The following is a 16,167-nucleotide window of genomic DNA, read 5'->3' on the forward strand; positions in this document are numbered from 1 at the left end:
GACGGGTGCACAACGTGCTTGAAGCAGACATCCCAGACGGACCTTTCAGCTCCGGTCTTGTGTCTGCTGTGCTGAAGGCGGCTTCCGCCCACACGGAAATCGACTCGGCCGATGCGCACTTGATGCGGCTGGGCGAGAACGCTCTGTTCCATCTCCCAAATTCGTCCGCGGTTGTGCGCATCGCCCGGAACCACGACCACTGGGACGACGCAGTCAAGGAAGTGGCGGTTGCCAACTGGCTCGCTGAAAGTGGCTTGCCCGCCGCGCGGCTGTACGACCTCGATCAACCGATCTCGGTCTCCGGATACCCGGTGACGTTTTGGCGCTACATCGACGGTCGCAACGGCGGTCGCGGCGACGTCGGGGCCTTGGGCCGCCTACTGCTGAGGCTGCACCAAACGCCGCGCCCGGCGACGTTCGAGTTGCCCGAGCAAGACATCCTCGCGCGTGTCGAGCCCCGGATCGGGTCGGCCGGCGCGCCAGACGCGGACAAGCGCTTCCTGCTGAGCAGGGTCGCCGAACTTCGGGACGAGATCAGCGCGCTCGAGTTCCCGCTTGAACCGACGGCGATCCACGGGGACGCGCACGTCCAGAACCTGATGATCAGCGACGGTGCGGCGGTCCTGATCGACTTCGAGCGCTTCTCCTGGGGCCAGCCGGAGTGGGACTTGGCCATGACGGCGACCGAGTACCTGTCTGCTGGCTGGTGGACGCCCGAGGAGTACCGCGAGTTCTGTGAGGCCTACGGCTACGACGTCACGCGATGGGACGGTTTCAAGGTCCTGCAAGCCACACACGAGATCAAGATGACCACCTGGATCATGCAGAACGTCGGTGAGTCCGGCGAGATCGCTGCCGAGTACGCCACGCGGATCGAGACCATGCGGACTGGGCGTGCCACGGAGCCGTGGCGGCCCTTCTAAGCGATCCGTGTCAGCAGTGCGGCGGTTCCCAGGTCGAGGCCTGGATAGTGCCGAATCACCCGCTCGACGAACAGGCGCGTGCGGTGATCGTTCGCGTGGAGTGCCGCAAGCTGCGCGTGGAAGTCGGTCAGGTAGCGCACATACCTGCTGGATTGCAGCGGACCAGCGAGGTCTACCGCGTCGATCGCCAGGTCCACGGCTTCCTCCAGGTCGCCGTTCGTGAGTGCTCCGGCGGCCGAGACCATGCCGATGAAGGCTCGCGTGCGTGGCGGAGTGTCGTCCGGGGCGATAGCTCGCGCGGCGTAGAGCCGGACCTTCTCCGACTGCTTGAGGTCGCGGAAACCGTGGGCGGCCTCCCCCGCGAGTTCCTCGGCGTTGAAATAGCTGATCCACTGCGGCTCGTCGTCAGGGACGTGCTGGCTGAAGAATCGCTCCGCCTCATGCATCACGCGGGCGAACTCGCGGGCCTGGCCGCTGCTCGCCAACGCCCTGGCCTCCATCGCGAGGAACATCGCCGTAACCGCTGGCGTGGCCTTGGCGATGGTCGAGCCCTGCGCCGCACGTGCGAACTGGACGGCGTCGTTGAAGCGCCCGAGATAGTTCGCCTGGTGGCTGAGGTTCGCCAACAACCGTCCACCTAGGACAGGATCTTGAGCCTCGCGGGCAAGACGGAGTCCCTGCACGAAGTACCGCTGCGCTGCTCCGTGGCGGCCCGCGTCGTAGGCGCTCCACCCGAGCAGCTGCGCCACCTCCGCGGCTGCGCTGAACAGGTCGCGCCGCTCCGGCTCGCTGTGAGTGCCTTGCAGAAGCGGGGTGATCTCGGTCTTGAAGTAGAAGAGCAGCATCTTCCGGACGTGCCCGCCGCCGTACCGGAAGTCCAGGTCCATCAGGTTGGCTGCCGTCGCACGGATCGCCGAGGCCGCTGCTCCCCCGCCTCGGCGCAGCTCGTCGGCATCCGCCACGTGCAACGAGTCGCCGAACATATAGCCGGTGATGATGCTCGGCGTCGCCTCGTGCGCCCACTGGGAACGCACAAGGGCGGGCTGATCTTCGAGGTCAGCGGCGGTGAGCTGGCTCATCAGGTCAACAGCGGCGTCAGCGCTCGGCGGGTACTCCGCGCCGTGCTCAGTCGCATCGGGGCCGACAGGCTGAAGACCGCCGTTGAAGCCGATCTCCGCAAGGTCGACGCGCCGGCCGAGCTTGGCGCCGAGAGCAAGAGCGATGTAGTTCTGAGTCGCCGCTTTCGGCCGTGTCCCGTCGAGCCAACGACGAACGGACACGTGATCGGCCGAGATGGTCTGACCGTCTCGTTGGGCGAGTTCCCGCACTCGTGCGGCAAGGCCCTTGTTGCTCATGTCGGCTTCCGACATCACCGCAGCTAGGAGCTTGTTCGGTTCGCTGTTACCGGTCAAATGATCACCATGTCTGCACGCCGTGCACCTCCCGTGCACCCCTTCCGTGCATCAATGCACCCCCTTGAGCACACTGCAATGCACCCCCTCACCTGCCGTTCTATGTGTACATGAACGAAACACCGGATGAGTTGGAATTCATCAGCCTCAGGCTGCGCCAGTTGCAGTTCGCCATAACGAGGGTCACTGAGAAGGTGGAACAGATCGAACGTCGTCGGCGGCTTCGAGTTGCTCGACACGCTCAGTCAGATGCAAGACCGCCGCCTGCAATTGATCAAGCTGGCGAATGACCGTCTCGATCGTGACCGGGCTTCGATCCTCGGCCGGCGGTTCTTGAACGAAGACGCCTACGGCTGGTTGCGAAACCACCCAGCCCTCGGTCTCAAGGATCTGCACAGCCTTCTGCGCGGTCCCGAGTGCGACGCCGTGTTGCTCGGCGAGTTTGCGGTGACCGGGTAGACGGGCGCCCACTTCCAGGGCTCCGGACCGGATGTCCTTCTTCACCGCTTCGACAACCCGCTGGTACGCGGCAAGTCCTGGCTGGTCGCTCACGGCATCAGCCTAACTTCACTGACCCACACTGCTACAGATCACCCGATTGGACTATGCCATCCGATCCATACTGCTCTACATTGGTATGTATCAGTTGCTCATCACCGGAGGTAAGACATGGCCCTGAACGACATCCCCGTGATCCTGTCCCACTACAAGCTCCTGATCACCGAAGCGCCCTGCGTGAAGATGCGCGAACTCGACGGCGGCCAGCTCGTTCCCGTGGTCGACCGCAACACCAACGAAGAGCAGTTCGTCGTGGTGCTGTTCGCCAAGGCTCGCCCCACTGAGGGGCGCCGCAAGACGAAGGGCGAGGAGATCCGCGTCAACCTCCCCGGCGACCCCGGTGCGGGCTTCGAGGAAGGCGACTACGTCGAGCTGATCAACCCCGTGATCAACACGTACGAGATGCGCGGGGAGGACGGCAAGATCACCGCCTCCGGTCTGTGGTTCAAGGCGGACGGCCTCACCCCTGCGGCGCGCATCGTGTCCGCTCCCGCGGCTTAGTCCCGCAAGCCCTGCCCGGTAGGCCGGTAGCCCGCTTCGAGTCGGGCCAGGGCACTCACATTTGTTCTTTGAGAATTACACAGTGAGTCGAACCATGCCTAAATCCGGAGCATTTCACGTGCTCCGGGAGATTCGGTGAATCCAGGTGCGTCTTCGTTCCTGGGTTTGCCGTGCCTCCCGAAAGGAGTTTCAGCATGGATGAGCGCTCGTACCCGATCGAACTTGCTGATCCGGACGGCGATGACCCGCGCTTCACGTTCGGCCTCGTTCATGAGGTCGGGGAAGTCCTTACGAAGCACGGCTTTCCGGGCGTCGGCGAGAGCTGGCGGGACCACCTGGAGTTGCAGCAAGCGTTGTACCGCTTCATCTACGTCGGCGACCTGAGGACTGAGAGGTTGGTCAGTTGATCCAAGAGATGTTGAACGACCGCGCCCAACAGCGGTACGGCTCGTTCGTCGGCGCGATGGACTTCGTCGAGGAGTTGTTGGTGCCGCTGGAAAAGCTCATCAACCGGATGAGCGTGAAGCCCGGCAAGGCCGGTGGCTGGCGGGTCGCGACACCCGACGAACTCAAGGGCTACCTGCGGACCGCGCGGAACGACCTCAGCGCGCTGCGGGAGCAGGCCAAGCGGCACGAGATCAATTTGAAGGCCAAGGAGTGGGGAGCCTGATCGATGTCTCACCAGCTCGACAATGCCGTGTCCAACGTGGACCAGGCGATGAAGCAGCTCCGCACGGCAATGGACGGCATCCCGGTTCGCCGGGAGGGCTTCACGGACCTGCGACGCCGGTTCGTCCACTCGGTCAGCGTCCTGACCACGGAAGCGTCCTACGCCCGCGGGCAACTGCCCAACAACTGAATCCGCACTGATCAACGCGGCGGCCGATCTTCGACACGTTCGAGGGTCGGCCGTCGCGCTTCCTCTGAGGAGTACTGCAATGGGTTGGAAGTGGAACGCAAGCAAGCGCGTCGTGGCCGCCGAGTTCCGCGCGGCACGATGGCTGGCCAGGAACCCGGAATGGATGCTCGCCCCGTCCGCTGTCGCGGCCGGTGCCTGCACGCTTGGCCCGAGCGTCACGGGCTTTGTCCTCGGCGGCGCAGCTGGTGCGACCGGGCTTTGGTACCGGGGTCACCCGGACTCGTTCGACACCTTGGCCGCGCCCACACTGCGGGCCTGGCAGCGGCGGTGGTTCGGAGCCTACGTCGGTGGGCGCTGGCGGGACCTGATGGACGTGCACAAGCTGACAACCGAGCACCGCCGCAAGAAGGTCACGAACTACCCGCGCGTGGTGCGTGTCCGGTCGTACTCGCCGTCGATCGACACCGTGTTGGTGAAGCTCGCCAAGGGCCAGTCACCGATGCACTTCGCTCGCCAGGCCGAAGAGCTGGCGCACGCGATGGAGGCTGAACGTGTCGCTATCGAGCTGGTGAAGCCCGGTTACGTGGCGCTCGTCGTCCAGCGGAACGAACCGTTCACGGAGATCATCCCGGCGCCTGACATGCCCGAACACTCCGAAGACGTGGATCTGCGGGCGGTGCTGCTGGGTGAGGACGAGTACGGCGGCGACTGGACCGAACCCGTGCAGGGCACGCACACCCTGACTGCAGGTGGGACCGGGTCGGGCAAGAACTCGCTGGCGTTCGCCAAGCTGCGCTCGATGGCCCCGCTGATCAGGGATGGCATCGTCCGCCTGTGGGTGTGCGACCCGAAGTACCTGGAGTTCGCCGCCATCAAGCCGATCACGGAGAACCGCTACGCCGATGACGCGGGCGAGTGTCTGGAGCTGATCGAGATGTGGGTGGACGACATGGAGCGCACCCAGAAGCGGATGCAGCGGGCGGGGCTGCGGTCGGTCCAGCCGTCGCGTGAGTACCCGCTCAACCTGCTGATCGTGGACGAGATCGGCTCGTTGGTCGCCTACCGGCCCGAGTACGCCCGGCAGATCACGGGCCTGCTGGCTCGGGGTACCTCGATGGGTCGCGCAACCCTGCACGTCGCAGACGCCTACATCCAGGAACCGGACAAAGACACGCTGTCGATCCGGGACCTGTTCCCCAATCGCATCTGCCTGCGCACCACGTCACCGACGCACCCGGACATGGTGCTGGGTGAAGGCGCACGCGAACGAGGTGCGATCGCCGACCAGATCCCCGCGATTCCCGAAACGGCCGGCATCGGCTACCGCACCGACGAACGCTCACGCGTTCCCCGCCGGGTCCGCGCGGCCTACACGACTGACGAGAACATCCGCGAACTCGTGGAGTTCGTCCGCGACGGCCAGACCGGTTCTCTTCGCTCGATCGCCTGACTTTCTTTCACCCCAACACTTTTCGCCACTAATCTTGGAGGCCTTGCCATGCCCGAAAACAACGCTCCTCGCCGTTTGGACGGCCTGCTTCGTGCGGTCCGCGGCCACATCCGCACGCTCGGACTGCCCCGGCCGGACCGCTTGGTCATCTCCACGCCGTCCGGCTCTGTGCACGCCGAATTCACCTCCGGCACCGCACCAGATCGGTTGGCCTATCTGCTGGTCTGGGCAGCCTCGCTGCACGGGGTCGAGCTGACCTGGACCCTTCAGGCTGCCGGAACCCTCTCCGTCGCGGCGGCCGGCCGCACTGCTTCCGGGGTCACGCTCGGGCTCGCTGCGTCGGCCTCGGTGGTCGAGCTGGGCGGCAAGGTCAAGTCGGGCTCGGGGGCGGTGCTCGCCAAGGTCTTCCGGCTGGCCGTGTGCACGCCGGAACAGGTCACCTTCGATGAAGTCGCCCAGGTCGTCCAGGCCGCACGCAAGTCCGCTCCCCGGCTGGCGGTGGCGGCGTGACGAACAACGACGCTGAAGCCTTTGGCTACCGGGTGTTGATGCGGGTCCTGTTCGGACCGACTGACGGACCGCCCGCCTGGCGTGAACGGGCCGCCTGTGCTGGCTCTGATCCGAGCCTTTTCGACACGGCCGGCCGAATCGCCGCCGCAAAGAAGGTGTGCGCGTCCTGTCCGGTCATCGACGAGTGCTGCCAAGACCAACTCGACTGGGAAGCCACCAGTCCCCGGTTCCGGGCCAACGCCTCCGGTGTCGTTGGTGGCCTCACGGGTGCTGATCGGCGCCGCATCCACTACCCCGCCAAGAACGCAAAGGACGTGGCCTGATGAAGCTCGTACTCGCCGTACCGGTGAACCTCCGCGGCTTCGTCCGCCTCGCGCACCTGGCAACCGCCGCGGTGACCTCCCTGGTCTGCATGTACCTGCTGTTCGGCATCGTCGGGTGCCTGGTGCTCGCTGCCGAACTGCTGTGGCTGGGGTGCCTGCTCCTCAAGGCAGCGCACGGGGAGTAGGTGGCCACGTGTCCGGGAAGTCCAAGCACGGCAACGAAACTGAGTCCGACGAATCGCGCGAGACGCGAACCGTTCGACGGCTGCGGGCACAACTCGATGAGGCGCAGGACATCCACCAGCTCACGGCGAACCCGTTGCTGGCGGCTGTGCAGGCGGACCGGTTCCGGGTCTCGGTCACACGCTCCATGTGGTGCTTCCTGACCTGCGGACTCGGCTTCACCGCGACCGGGGTGCAAGCGTTTCTCGCCGGGCATCTTGGGCCGTCTGACCCGATGTGGTGGGGCGCGTGGCTGGTGGAACCGGCCTTCGCCGGAATCCTGATCACGCTCCTGCGGTGGGAAGCGCAGATGCTCGCTCACGGCCTGGCGGTCGATGACCGGCCGGTCAAGTGGCTCAAGCGGGTACTGCTCGGCGCAACGCTGATCACCAACGTGTGGTCATCGCTGCGGCCTCCGGACGGACAGATCAACGCCGGGATGGTGTTCCTGCACCTCGTGATCCCGCTCGTGGTCTTCCTGCTCGCCGAAGTCATGCCGGTGATCCAGGCACGCTGCAACGCCGCCCGTGACAAGGCGGCTGAGATCGTTCCCGCTCCGACGTCCACCGCGCCGAGCGCAGCCACTCCGACGGCACCCACTCGAACCGCGCTGAGGCTTCCCGGACACCTGCAAGGTGCACTGGATGCCAAGGCGAACGAGGTTCACGCGGAGGGTCGATCCCTAACCGCACAAGACATCCAAGACGCGCTGAACGTGCCCGAGGAGTACGCCGCGCGGCTCGCTGCGCAACTCGCAGCCTGACCCATCTCAACCACGCGGGGCATGACCAGAACACCGGTCATGCCCCGCCTTTTTCGTTTTCCCGCAACGAAAGGAGGGCCACCGTGCTCACTCTGGAAGACCGCATCACCGCGCGAGTCAAGGCGGTCGACTTCCGGGCATGGCGAGACCGGGTCACCGCGATTGGCGGCTGTGCCGCGCCCATCCGGTTGTCCGGCGCCTTCCAGCTCCAAGACCTCCACGGCGGGCTGATCGAGCACATTGGCGGAGACGTCATGGTTCCGTGTGGCAACCGCCGGGAGTCAGTCTGCCCGGCCTGCTCCGACCGATACGCGGCCGACGCCTACCACCTGATGCACGCGGGCTTGGCCGGTGGTTCCAAGGGCGTTCCCGAGACGGTGTCTGAGAAGCCGCGCGTGTTCGCGACGCTCACCGCACCGTCGTTCGGTCCGGTCCACAACCGCCCGGCCAACTCGACCGGCAAGGTCCGGCCCTGCACCGGCTGCGGGGAATGGCATCACGGCGACGATCCGCGCATCGGCGGTGCTGTCGACCCCGGCACCTACGACTACGGAGGCGCGGTGCTCTGGCAGGCACACGCCGGGAAGCTGTGGCACCGGTTCACGATCGCCCTGCGCCGCAAGCTCGCTGGCGCGGCCGGCCTCAAGGTCGCCGAGTTCAAGCACCACGCCCGGCTCTCCTACGCCAAGGTCGCCGAATACCAGCGGCGCGGCCTCGTCCACTTCCACGCCGTCGTGCGCGTCGACGGACCGGACGGGCCTCACGACCCCACCCCGACATGGGCCACGGCCGAACTGCTCGGCGACTGCATCAAGGCAGCGGCTCGGGCGGTGCGGATCGACACCACGCGGCCGGACGGCTCGGCGCTGCGACTGCTCTGGGGCGAACAGGTCGACACCAAGGGAATCCGCGGCTCCCAGGTGGAGGACGAGTCCGGAGAGATCAGCGAGGCTCGGTTGGCGGGCTACGTCGCCAAGTACGCCACCAAGGGCACGGGCGCGAAGGACACGGCGGACCGGCCGATCCGCTCGCAGCTGGACATCGACATCCTCCAGATCTCCGAGCACCACCGGCGGATGGTGCAGACCGCGTGGGACCTCGGCGGCCTGGCCGACTTCGAGGAACTGAACCTCCGGAAGTGGGCACACATGCTCGGGTTCCGCGGCCACTTCCTCACGAAGTCCAAGCACTACTCCACGACGTTCCGCGCCATCCGCGAAGAACGCCGCACCTTCCGGACGCTCGAAATGTTCGAACGCCTCGAACTCGATCCCGCGGCCGTGGTCGTCGTCAACGACTGGCAATACGCCGGGTCCGGCTACGACAACGACGCGGAACGCGAACTCGCGGCCGGCATTGCCGAACGGGTCCGAGCTCAACGACTGCGCAAGTACGAACAGGAGGGGAAGAGCCATGTCCGAGCTGCCTAACCCAGACGAAGACCTGATGACCGTGGCCGTGGTCTGCAAGCTGCTGAAGATCAGCCCGGACACGTTCTACCGGTGGCGGCAGCTCGGCAAGGCTCCTGTGGCTTTCCTGCTGCCCAACGGATCTCTCCGCGTTGCGATGTCGGACTACCGGGCCTGGCTCGGTGAGCGGAGAAGTGAGGCCGCATGAAGCCGACGTTCAAGGTCCGGTTCTGGGCCATCCAGCACAAGAAAACGCGACGGCGGCCCTACGGCGTCCGGTGGGTCACTGAGGGCCAAGAGCACTCCGAGTGGTTCACGCTCAAGACACAGGCGGACAACCGACGCTCGGACCTGATGCAGGCTGCTCGCCGGGGTGAGCCCTTCGATGTGGTCTCGGGCCTGCCTGAGTCTGAGTACCGGCAGCGCCACGCGAAGTCGCTGCTCGTGCTGGTCCAGGCGTACATCGATCACCACTGGCAGCACTCGGCGCCGAACACCCGGCGGCGCCACGTCGACACGATGGCCGTCGCGGTCGCTGCCTACGTCCTGCCGGACAAGTCTGCTCCGGACGAGAAGCTGCTTCGGCTGGTCCTCACGACCTGCCTGCTGCCAACGAACCGGCGGGAGCGTGAGTTGTCTCCTGAGGAGGAGAAGGCCGCGCGATGGATAGAGCGGGCGTCGCGTCCGGCTCGGGACCTGGCGGACAAGATCGAGGCGGAGAAGCTGTTGCAGGCGCTGTCTCGGAACCTCGGCGGCAAGACGGCGGCGTCCTGGACCACCCGCACGCGTCGGGGTGTTCTACATCACGTCCTGAACTTCGGGATCGACACCGGGGCACTCGACGTCAACCCGCTCCCGCGAACCAAGGTCGCCATTGAACGGGGCAACAGCGAGGTTGATCCGCGCGTGGTGCTCAACCCGATGCAGGCTCGTCAGGTGCTCGCCGCGCTGACCTACTCGGGCACGAGCACCGGCCAGTACGACTACCTGCACGCGTTCTTCGCGACGATGTACTACGGCGCGCTACGGCCGGCCGAGGTCAACCGGCTGCGGGAGCAGGACTGCAAGCTGCCTGAATCCGGCTGGGGTGAACTCCTGCTGGAGAAGTCCGCATCACGTGCGAACGCCCGGTACACGGACTCCGGCGAGACCTGGGAGATCCGGAACCTCAAGCGGCGGGCTCAAGGCTCGATCCGGCGGGTTCCGATCCCTCCTGCTCTCGTGCAGCTCCTCCGGTCGCACATCGAGCGATTCTGCGTGACGGAGGACGGACGGCTGTTCCGCGGAACGATCAGCGGCGGGCCGATCAACGCCACGGTCTACACGGATGCCTGGGACCGGGCTCGCAAGCTCGGGCTGAGTCCGGAGCAGTACACCTCGCCGTTGGGTGAGGACCCGTACGACCTCCGGCACGCTGCGGTGTCGACCTGGTTGGCGGCCGGCGTTCCCGCGGCTGAGGTCGCTGAGCGGGCGGGGCACACGGTCGAGGTCCTGTTGAAGGTCTACGCGCGGGTGCTGGACGGCCAGTTGGGCACCTCGAACGACAAGATCGACGGCACGTTGAGAGAGCCTGTGGCCCGGACTCAATCGGAGTCGGACTGGGAGCAGTTGGAAGCCTGGCTGAGCCTGTCCAAGGACGAACGGCGGATGCTGCGCGACTTGGCGCACCGCGCGCCGGAGCGGTTCAAGCACCTGATCCCGGACTGGGACGAGGGTGACGACGGCATTGCCGGGCTGATTGCCGGGCGCTAGCGGTATGATGTTCGTGCAGCTCAGAAAGCCCCCGGTGATCATTGCCGGGGGCCTTTTCTGTCCCGTGACTGTCCCGTAGAGCGTGACAACAGCCGTCGTTCAGTGCCGGTCAGTGACGGACGCCTCTGCTCGCCAGAAACAGATCAGCGCTGGTCAGAGCCCATTTCGGGGTTCCAACCAGCGCAGATCCAGATGGCTGCGTGGGCGAGGTCTAGCCGCGCAGTTCCATCGTGCAGCACTTCGGGCCGCCGCCCGACTTGCGCAGCTCCGAGATGTCGACGAACACGGGCTCGAAGCCGCGGCGCGCCACCTGCTCGGCCAGGTTGGTGGCCTCCACCGGCATGACGACGTGCTTGCCGTCGGAGACGGCGTTGAGGCCCAGGCAGACGGCGTCGTCGTCGTTGGCGATCACGGCGTCCGGGAAGAGGCGGCGCAGGACCTGCTGCGAGCCCGGCGAGAAGGCCTCCGGGTAGTAGGCGACCTGCGGGGTCGGGGACTGGTCGTCGAGCATGAAGAGGGCCACGTCGAGGTGGTAGAAGCGCGGGTCGACCAGTTGCAGGGAGACCACGGGGACGCCCAGGACCTCTTGGGCCTCGGAGTGGGCACCCGGGTCGGTGCGGAAGCCCGTGCCGGCCAACAACAAGGAGCCGGTCCAGGTGAAGTCGCCCTCCGCCTCGTTGACGGCGGTGGGCATGACGACCGAGTTGTAGCCGGAGCCGAGGAACCAGCGGCGGAAGTGGTCGGCTTCGGCGGAGCGCTGCTCGGCGCGAAAGCGGGAGCCCAGGACCTTGCCGTCGATGACGGTGCCGCTGTTGGCGGAGAAGACCATGTCGGGCAGGCCCGGGACGGGCTCGATCACGTGGACCTCGTGGCCCAGGCGTTCGTAGGTCTCCTTCAGCGCCGTCCACTGCTCCACGGCAAGGGACGTGCTGGTGGGCCGGGTGGGATCCATCCACGGGTTGATGGCGTACTCCACCGTGAAGTACGTCGGCGGGCACATCAGGTACCGACGGGTGGTCGGCACGCGCGTCGGCGCGATGGGTGCGGCGATGTCGAGAGTGATCGGCTCGCCTGGCCCGGAGATGGATACGGTCATGGATCGAAATGTAAACGGCAGCTGGACCATCGATCAACGCCGCGACATTGCGTCAACTAGGGCAGAATGTTGCGTGTGGACAGCATCGACCAGCGAATCATTTCGTGCCTCATGGCCAACGCTCGTTCCAGCTACGCGGAGATCGGGAAAGAGGTGGGGCTGAGCGCTCCGGCGGTGAAGCGGCGGGTGGACAAACTGCTGGACACGGGGGTGTTGAGGGGGTTCACGGCGGTGGTGGACCCGGAGGCGCTCGGGTGGGGGACGGAGGCGTTCGTCGAGGTGCACTGCAAGGGGAACGTCGCTCCGCACGACATCCAGCACCGCCTCGAGCCGATGGCCGAGGTCAGCGCGGCCTACACGGTGTCGGGGGCGGCGGACGCGATCGTGCACCTGCGGGCGGCGGACATCCACCACCTGGAGACGGCGCTGGAGCGGCTGCGGGCCGTGGAGATCATCGACCGGACGGTGTCGACTGTGGTGCTGTCCCGGCTCCTGGACCGGCCGATCGCACCCTAGAGTCCGCGGCATGGCTGAGGTGCTGCTGGAGTTCGAAGAGGCCGTCGCGGTGATCACGATCAACGATCCGGAGCGGCGGAACGCGCTGACGATCGACCTGTCGCAGGAGCTGGCGGACAAGGTCGAGGAGGCGCAGCGGAACGCCAACGCGCTGATCGTCACGGGGGCGCCGCCGACGTTCTGCGCGGGGGCCGACCTCACGCAGCTCGGGAACTCCAAGGACGAAGGACTGCGGAACATCTACAAGGGGTTCCTCGCGGTGAAGAACGCCACGATTCCCACGATCGCGGCGGTGAACGGGGCCGCGGTCGGGGCCGGGCTCAACCTGGCGCTGGCCGCGGACGTGCGGGTCGCCGGGCCCAGGGCACGGTTCGACGCGCGGTTCCTGCAGCTCGGCATTCACCCCGGCGGCGGCATGACGTGGATGTTGCAACGACTCACGAACCCCCAGGTCGCCACGGCCATGACGCTCTTCGGGCAGATCCTGGACGCCGACCAGGCCGTTGCGCACGGGCTCGCCTACGCGAAGGCCGAAGACCCACTGGCAGTGGCGAAGGAGTTGGCCAAGGCCGCCGGTGAGGCTCCAGCTGCACTCGTGCGGACCATCAAGGCCACCATGCGGAAGACCGATGCAATGCAGGTCCACGCTGATGCGGTCGAGGCCGAACTGGAACCACAGGTCGCTTCGATCGACACTCCAGAGTTCGCTGCGAGGCTTGCCGCGATGAAGGCTCGGATCAGCGGGCGGTAGGTGTTACCTTGGGTAACAGATAACGAGGGTGACGTCTGCCGCATTCAGGTATCCGCTGGTAGGGCTGTGCTTACCGTTCGGTCAAGGACTCGTTGCGGCAGATGGGACAGTTCGTCTCGCCTGGTGGTACACGGCCCGTCTCGCAGGCGGTCCTGGCGACTACCCTCGTGGTGGGGCACGGCCACCCTTGGAGAGAGGTATCGGCGTAGGAATGAGCACTGAGACTCGCAAGCTGGATCGCGTCGTGATCCGCTTCGCCGGAGACTCCGGTGACGGCATGCAGCTCACCGGAGACCGGTTCACGTCGGAAGCGGCGGCGTTCGGCAACGACCTCGCCACCCAGCCCAACTTCCCCGCCGAGATCCGCGCACCACAGGGCACGCTGCCCGGTGTGTCGTCGTTCCAGCTGCACTTCGCCGACTACGACATCCTGACGCCCGGCGACCGTCCCGACGTCCTCGTCGCGATGAACCCCGCGGCGCTCAAGGCGAACGTGGGCGAACTGCCGGACGGCGGCATCCTCATCGTCAACACCGACGAGTTCTCGAAGCGGAACCTGACCAAGGTCGGCTACGACTCGAACCCGCTGGAAGACGACTCGCTCGAGAAGTTCCAGGTGCACAAGATCGCCATGGCGACCTTGACCATCGGGGCGCTCGAGGAGACCGGTCTCGGCAAGAAGGACGCCGAACGCGCGAAGAACATGTTCGCGCTCGGCCTGCTGTCGTGGATGTACCACCGGCCCACCGAGGGCACGGAACGGTTCCTGCGCGAGAAGTTCGCGAAGAAGCCGGACATCGCCGAGGCCAACGTCCTGGCGTTCCGCGCCGGCTGGAACTACGGCGAGACGACCGAGGCCTTCGCCGTCACCTACGAGGTGGCGCCGGCGAAGCTGAACGTCGGCACGTACCGCCAGATCACCGGCAACACCGCGACGGCGTACGGCATCGTCGCGGCCGCGCAGCTGTCGAAGCTGCCGGTCGTGCTCGGCACGTACCCGATCACGCCGGCGTCGGACATCCTGCACGAGCTGAGCAAGCACAAGAACTTCGACATCACCACGGTGCAGGCCGAGGACGAGATCGCGGGCATCGGCATCGCCCTCGGCGCGTCCTACGGCGGCGCGATCGGCGTGACGTCGACGTCCGGTCCCGGCATCGCGCTCAAGTCCGAGACCATCGGCCTCGGCGTGATGACCGAACTGCCGCTGCTCGTGATCGACGTGCAGCGCGGTGGCCCGTCCACCGGTCTGCCGACGAAGACCGAGCAGGCCGACCTGCTGCAGGCGATGTTCGGCCGCAACGGCGAGTCGCCGGTGCCGATCGTGGCGCCGCAGTCCCCCTCGGACTGCTTCGACGCCGTGGTCGACGCGACCAGGATCGCGCTGCAGTACCGCACGCCGGTGCTGTTCCTGTCCGACGGCGCGATCGCGAACGGCTCCGAGCCGTGGATGATCCCGGACGTCGAGACGCTGCCGGACCTCACGGTCGAGTTCGCGACGGACCCGGAGAACTTCCAGCCGTACTCGCGCGACCCGGAGACGCTGGCACGTCCGTGGGCCGTGCCCGGCACGCCCGGTCTCCAGCACCGCATCGGCGGCCTGGAGAAGCAGGACGTCACCGGCAACATCTCGTACGACCCGGAGAACCACGACAAGATGGTTCGCCTGCGCCAGGCCAAGATCGACGGCATCGAGGTGCCGGACGTCGTGGTCGACGACCCGGACGGCAACGCGAAGGTCCTCGTCGTGGGCTGGGGTTCGTCCTACGGCCCGATCGGTGCGGCCGCCCGCAGGGTCCGCAAGCTCGGCCTGCCGGTCGCGCACGCGCACCTGCGGCACCTCAACCCGTTCCCCAAGAACCTGGGTGACGTGCTGAAGTCGTACGAGAAGGTCATCGTGCCGGAAATGAACCTCGGCCAGCTGGCGTTGCTCCTGAGGGCGAAGTACCTCGTGGACGTGCAGTCGTACACCAAGGTGCAGGGCCTGCCCTTCAAGGCCGAAGAGCTGCAGGACGTGCTCGCTGACGTGATCAAGGGGGTGTCGGCGTGACCGCGATTGACATCGGTCTGCCCGGCTTGACGGGGGTTCCCACCACCGACGAGAAGCAGTCGGCCAGGGACTACAAGTCGGACCAGGAAGTCCGCTGGTGCCCCGGCTGCGGCGACTACATCGTGCTCAACACCATGCAGTCGTTCCTGCCGTCGCTCGGTCTCAAGCGCGAGAACATCGTGTTCGTCTCGGGCATCGGGTGCTCGTCCCGCTTCCCGTACTACATGAACACGTACGGCATGCACTCCATCCACGGCCGTGCGCCGGCCATCGCGACGGGTCTCGCCGTGGCGCGGCCGGACCTCAGCGTGTGGGTGGTGACCGGTGACGGCGACGCGCTGTCCATCGGCGGCAACCACCTGATCCACACGTTGCGGCGCAACGTGAACCTCAAGATCCTGCTGTTCAACAACCGGATCTACGGCCTCACCAAGGGTCAGTACTCGCCGACCTCGGAGCCGGGCAAGGTCACCAAGTCGACGCCGATCGGCTCGGTCGACCACCCGTTCAACCCGGTGTCGCTGGCGCTGGGCGCGGAGGCCTCGTTCGTGGGCCGGGCGCTCGACTCGGACAAGGCCGGGCTGACCTCGGTGCTGCGGCAGGCCGCGGAGCACCGCGGTTCGGCGCTCGTCGAGATCTACCAGAACTGCCCGATCTTCAACGACGGCGCGTTCGACGTGCTGAAGGACGCGGACGAGGCGCAGCGGCGGATCATCAACGTCGTGGACGGCGAGCCGATCCGCTTCGGCCGTGAGGGCGAGTACTGCGTGGTGCGCGAGGGCTTCGGGCTCGCGGTCGCGAAGTCCGCGGACGTGGACGCGAGCGAGATCGTGGTGCACGACGCGTCGGACCTGAACCTGTCGTTCGCGCTCTCGCGGCTGTCGACGCAGGACCTCACGCACACCGTCACGGGCGTGTTCCGCCGTGCGGACCGTGCGACGTACGACGACGGCGTGCGCGCGCAGGTCAGCGAGGCCAAGAACGCCAAGGCCGCGGACCTGAGCAAGCTGTTGCACGGCAAGGACACCTGGACCGTGGTCGGCTAGCAGACACGACGGAGCAGGCCCTCGAC

Annotated in this window: 20 protein-coding genes; 17 read left to right on the forward strand and 3 right to left on the reverse strand. The window is 66.5% G+C overall.

Annotated elements, in window-relative coordinates; translation table 11 throughout:
- Positions 1-5 precede the first annotated feature (5 nt).
- Positions 6-923 carry a phosphotransferase family protein gene (locus QSK25_RS37190; RefSeq protein WP_285645404.1) on the forward strand — a complete coding sequence of 306 codons (918 nt, stop codon included), beginning with the start codon at positions 6-8 and terminating at the stop codon, positions 921-923.
- Here QSK25_RS37190 and QSK25_RS37195 read toward each other — a convergent pair.
- Together QSK25_RS37195 and QSK25_RS37200 are read right to left on the reverse strand one after the other, a co-directional pair.
- Complete coding sequence (locus QSK25_RS37195) at positions 920-2,335, reverse strand: NsdA family TPR-like regulatory protein (protein ID WP_285645405.1); 1,416 nt, start codon at positions 2,333-2,335, stop codon at positions 920-922. The two genes, QSK25_RS37190 and QSK25_RS37195, sit on opposite strands and share 4 nt — an antisense overlap.
- A gap of 183 nt (positions 2,336-2,518) precedes the next feature.
- Positions 2,519-2,887, reverse strand: a complete 369-nt coding sequence (locus QSK25_RS37200; RefSeq protein ID WP_285645407.1) for a GntR family transcriptional regulator — start codon at positions 2,885-2,887, stop codon at positions 2,519-2,521.
- 117 nt (positions 2,888-3,004) lie between these two features.
- Here QSK25_RS37200 and QSK25_RS37205 point away from each other — a divergent pair, with 117 nt between their 5' ends.
- The 12 genes from QSK25_RS37205 to QSK25_RS37260 all read left to right on the forward strand — a co-directional run bounded on the left by QSK25_RS37205 (position 3,005) and on the right by QSK25_RS37260 (position 10,682).
- Positions 3,005-3,394, forward strand: coding sequence for a hypothetical protein (locus QSK25_RS37205; RefSeq protein ID WP_253322593.1), 390 nt, complete (start codon positions 3,005-3,007; stop codon positions 3,392-3,394).
- A 194-nt stretch (positions 3,395-3,588) separates the two neighbouring features.
- Positions 3,589-3,801 carry a hypothetical protein gene (locus QSK25_RS37210; protein WP_285645408.1) on the forward strand — a complete coding sequence of 71 codons (213 nt, stop codon included), beginning with the start codon at positions 3,589-3,591 and terminating at the stop codon, positions 3,799-3,801.
- Entirely contained in the window at positions 3,798-4,064 is a 267-nt protein-coding gene (locus tag QSK25_RS37215; RefSeq protein WP_253322591.1) for a hypothetical protein, read from the forward strand. Before QSK25_RS37210 ends, QSK25_RS37215 begins: the two co-directional genes overlap by 4 nt.
- Positions 4,065-4,067: 3 nt before the next feature.
- On the forward strand, positions 4,068-4,253 hold the full coding sequence (locus tag QSK25_RS37220) for a hypothetical protein (RefSeq protein WP_285645409.1): 186 nt from the start codon (positions 4,068-4,070) through the stop codon (positions 4,251-4,253).
- 79 nt (positions 4,254-4,332) lie between these two features.
- Positions 4,333-5,703: an FtsK/SpoIIIE domain-containing protein gene (locus QSK25_RS37225; RefSeq protein ID WP_285645410.1), complete on the forward strand. Its 1,371-nt coding sequence runs from the start codon at positions 4,333-4,335 to the stop codon at positions 5,701-5,703.
- Between the two features lie 48 nt (positions 5,704-5,751).
- Positions 5,752-6,213 carry a hypothetical protein gene (locus QSK25_RS37230; protein WP_285645413.1) on the forward strand — a complete coding sequence of 154 codons (462 nt, stop codon included), beginning with the start codon at positions 5,752-5,754 and terminating at the stop codon, positions 6,211-6,213.
- Positions 6,210-6,536, forward strand: a complete 327-nt coding sequence (locus QSK25_RS37235) for a WhiB family transcriptional regulator (RefSeq protein WP_285645414.1) — start codon at positions 6,210-6,212, stop codon at positions 6,534-6,536. The genes QSK25_RS37230 and QSK25_RS37235 overlap by 4 nt, the downstream gene beginning before the upstream one ends.
- Positions 6,536-6,721: a hypothetical protein gene (locus QSK25_RS37240; protein ID WP_285645415.1), complete on the forward strand. Its 186-nt coding sequence runs from the start codon at positions 6,536-6,538 to the stop codon at positions 6,719-6,721. Before QSK25_RS37235 ends, QSK25_RS37240 begins: the two co-directional genes overlap by 1 nt.
- 8 nt (positions 6,722-6,729) lie before the next feature.
- On the forward strand, positions 6,730-7,521 hold the full coding sequence (locus QSK25_RS37245) for a hypothetical protein (protein ID WP_285645418.1): 792 nt from the start codon (positions 6,730-6,732) through the stop codon (positions 7,519-7,521).
- 83 nt (positions 7,522-7,604) lie between these two features.
- On the forward strand, positions 7,605-8,951 hold the full coding sequence (locus tag QSK25_RS37250) for a replication initiator (RefSeq protein WP_285645419.1): 1,347 nt from the start codon (positions 7,605-7,607) through the stop codon (positions 8,949-8,951).
- Positions 8,935-9,138, forward strand: a complete 204-nt coding sequence (locus tag QSK25_RS37255) for a helix-turn-helix transcriptional regulator (protein WP_253322583.1) — start codon at positions 8,935-8,937, stop codon at positions 9,136-9,138. The genes QSK25_RS37250 and QSK25_RS37255 overlap by 17 nt, the downstream gene beginning before the upstream one ends.
- The gene (locus QSK25_RS37260; protein WP_285645420.1) at positions 9,135-10,682 is read left to right on the forward strand and encodes a tyrosine-type recombinase/integrase; all 1,548 of its coding nucleotides are present in this window, start codon (positions 9,135-9,137) and stop codon (positions 10,680-10,682) included. Before QSK25_RS37255 ends, QSK25_RS37260 begins: the two co-directional genes overlap by 4 nt.
- Before the next feature lie 211 nt (positions 10,683-10,893).
- Here QSK25_RS37260 and ddaH read toward each other — a convergent pair whose 3' ends face one another.
- The gene (ddaH, locus tag QSK25_RS37265) at positions 10,894-11,778 is read right to left on the reverse strand and encodes a dimethylargininase (RefSeq protein ID WP_352236794.1); all 885 of its coding nucleotides are present in this window, start codon (positions 11,776-11,778) and stop codon (positions 10,894-10,896) included.
- A 75-nt stretch (positions 11,779-11,853) separates the two neighbouring features.
- On the opposite strand from ddaH, the gene QSK25_RS37270 reads away from it, so the two are divergent.
- The 4 genes from QSK25_RS37270 to QSK25_RS37285 all read left to right on the forward strand — a co-directional run bounded on the left by QSK25_RS37270 (position 11,854) and on the right by QSK25_RS37285 (position 16,141).
- Positions 11,854-12,294, forward strand: coding sequence for an Lrp/AsnC family transcriptional regulator (locus QSK25_RS37270; protein ID WP_089915782.1), 441 nt, complete (start codon positions 11,854-11,856; stop codon positions 12,292-12,294).
- A gap of 10 nt (positions 12,295-12,304) precedes the next feature.
- Positions 12,305-13,045, forward strand: a complete 741-nt coding sequence (locus QSK25_RS37275; protein ID WP_285645422.1) for an enoyl-CoA hydratase — start codon at positions 12,305-12,307, stop codon at positions 13,043-13,045.
- Between the two features lie 211 nt (positions 13,046-13,256).
- A complete protein-coding gene (locus QSK25_RS37280; RefSeq protein WP_285645424.1) occupies positions 13,257-15,095 on the forward strand; it encodes a 2-oxoacid:acceptor oxidoreductase subunit alpha in 1,839 nt (612 codons plus the stop codon).
- Positions 15,092-16,141 carry a 2-oxoacid:ferredoxin oxidoreductase subunit beta gene (locus QSK25_RS37285; RefSeq protein WP_285645426.1) on the forward strand — a complete coding sequence of 350 codons (1,050 nt, stop codon included), beginning with the start codon at positions 15,092-15,094 and terminating at the stop codon, positions 16,139-16,141. The genes QSK25_RS37280 and QSK25_RS37285 overlap by 4 nt, the downstream gene beginning before the upstream one ends.
- Positions 16,142-16,167 lie beyond the last annotated feature (26 nt).

The organism is Lentzea sp. NBRC 102530 (assembly GCF_030269365.1).
In the GTDB taxonomy this organism is placed as follows: domain Bacteria; phylum Actinomycetota; class Actinomycetes; order Mycobacteriales; family Pseudonocardiaceae; genus Lentzea.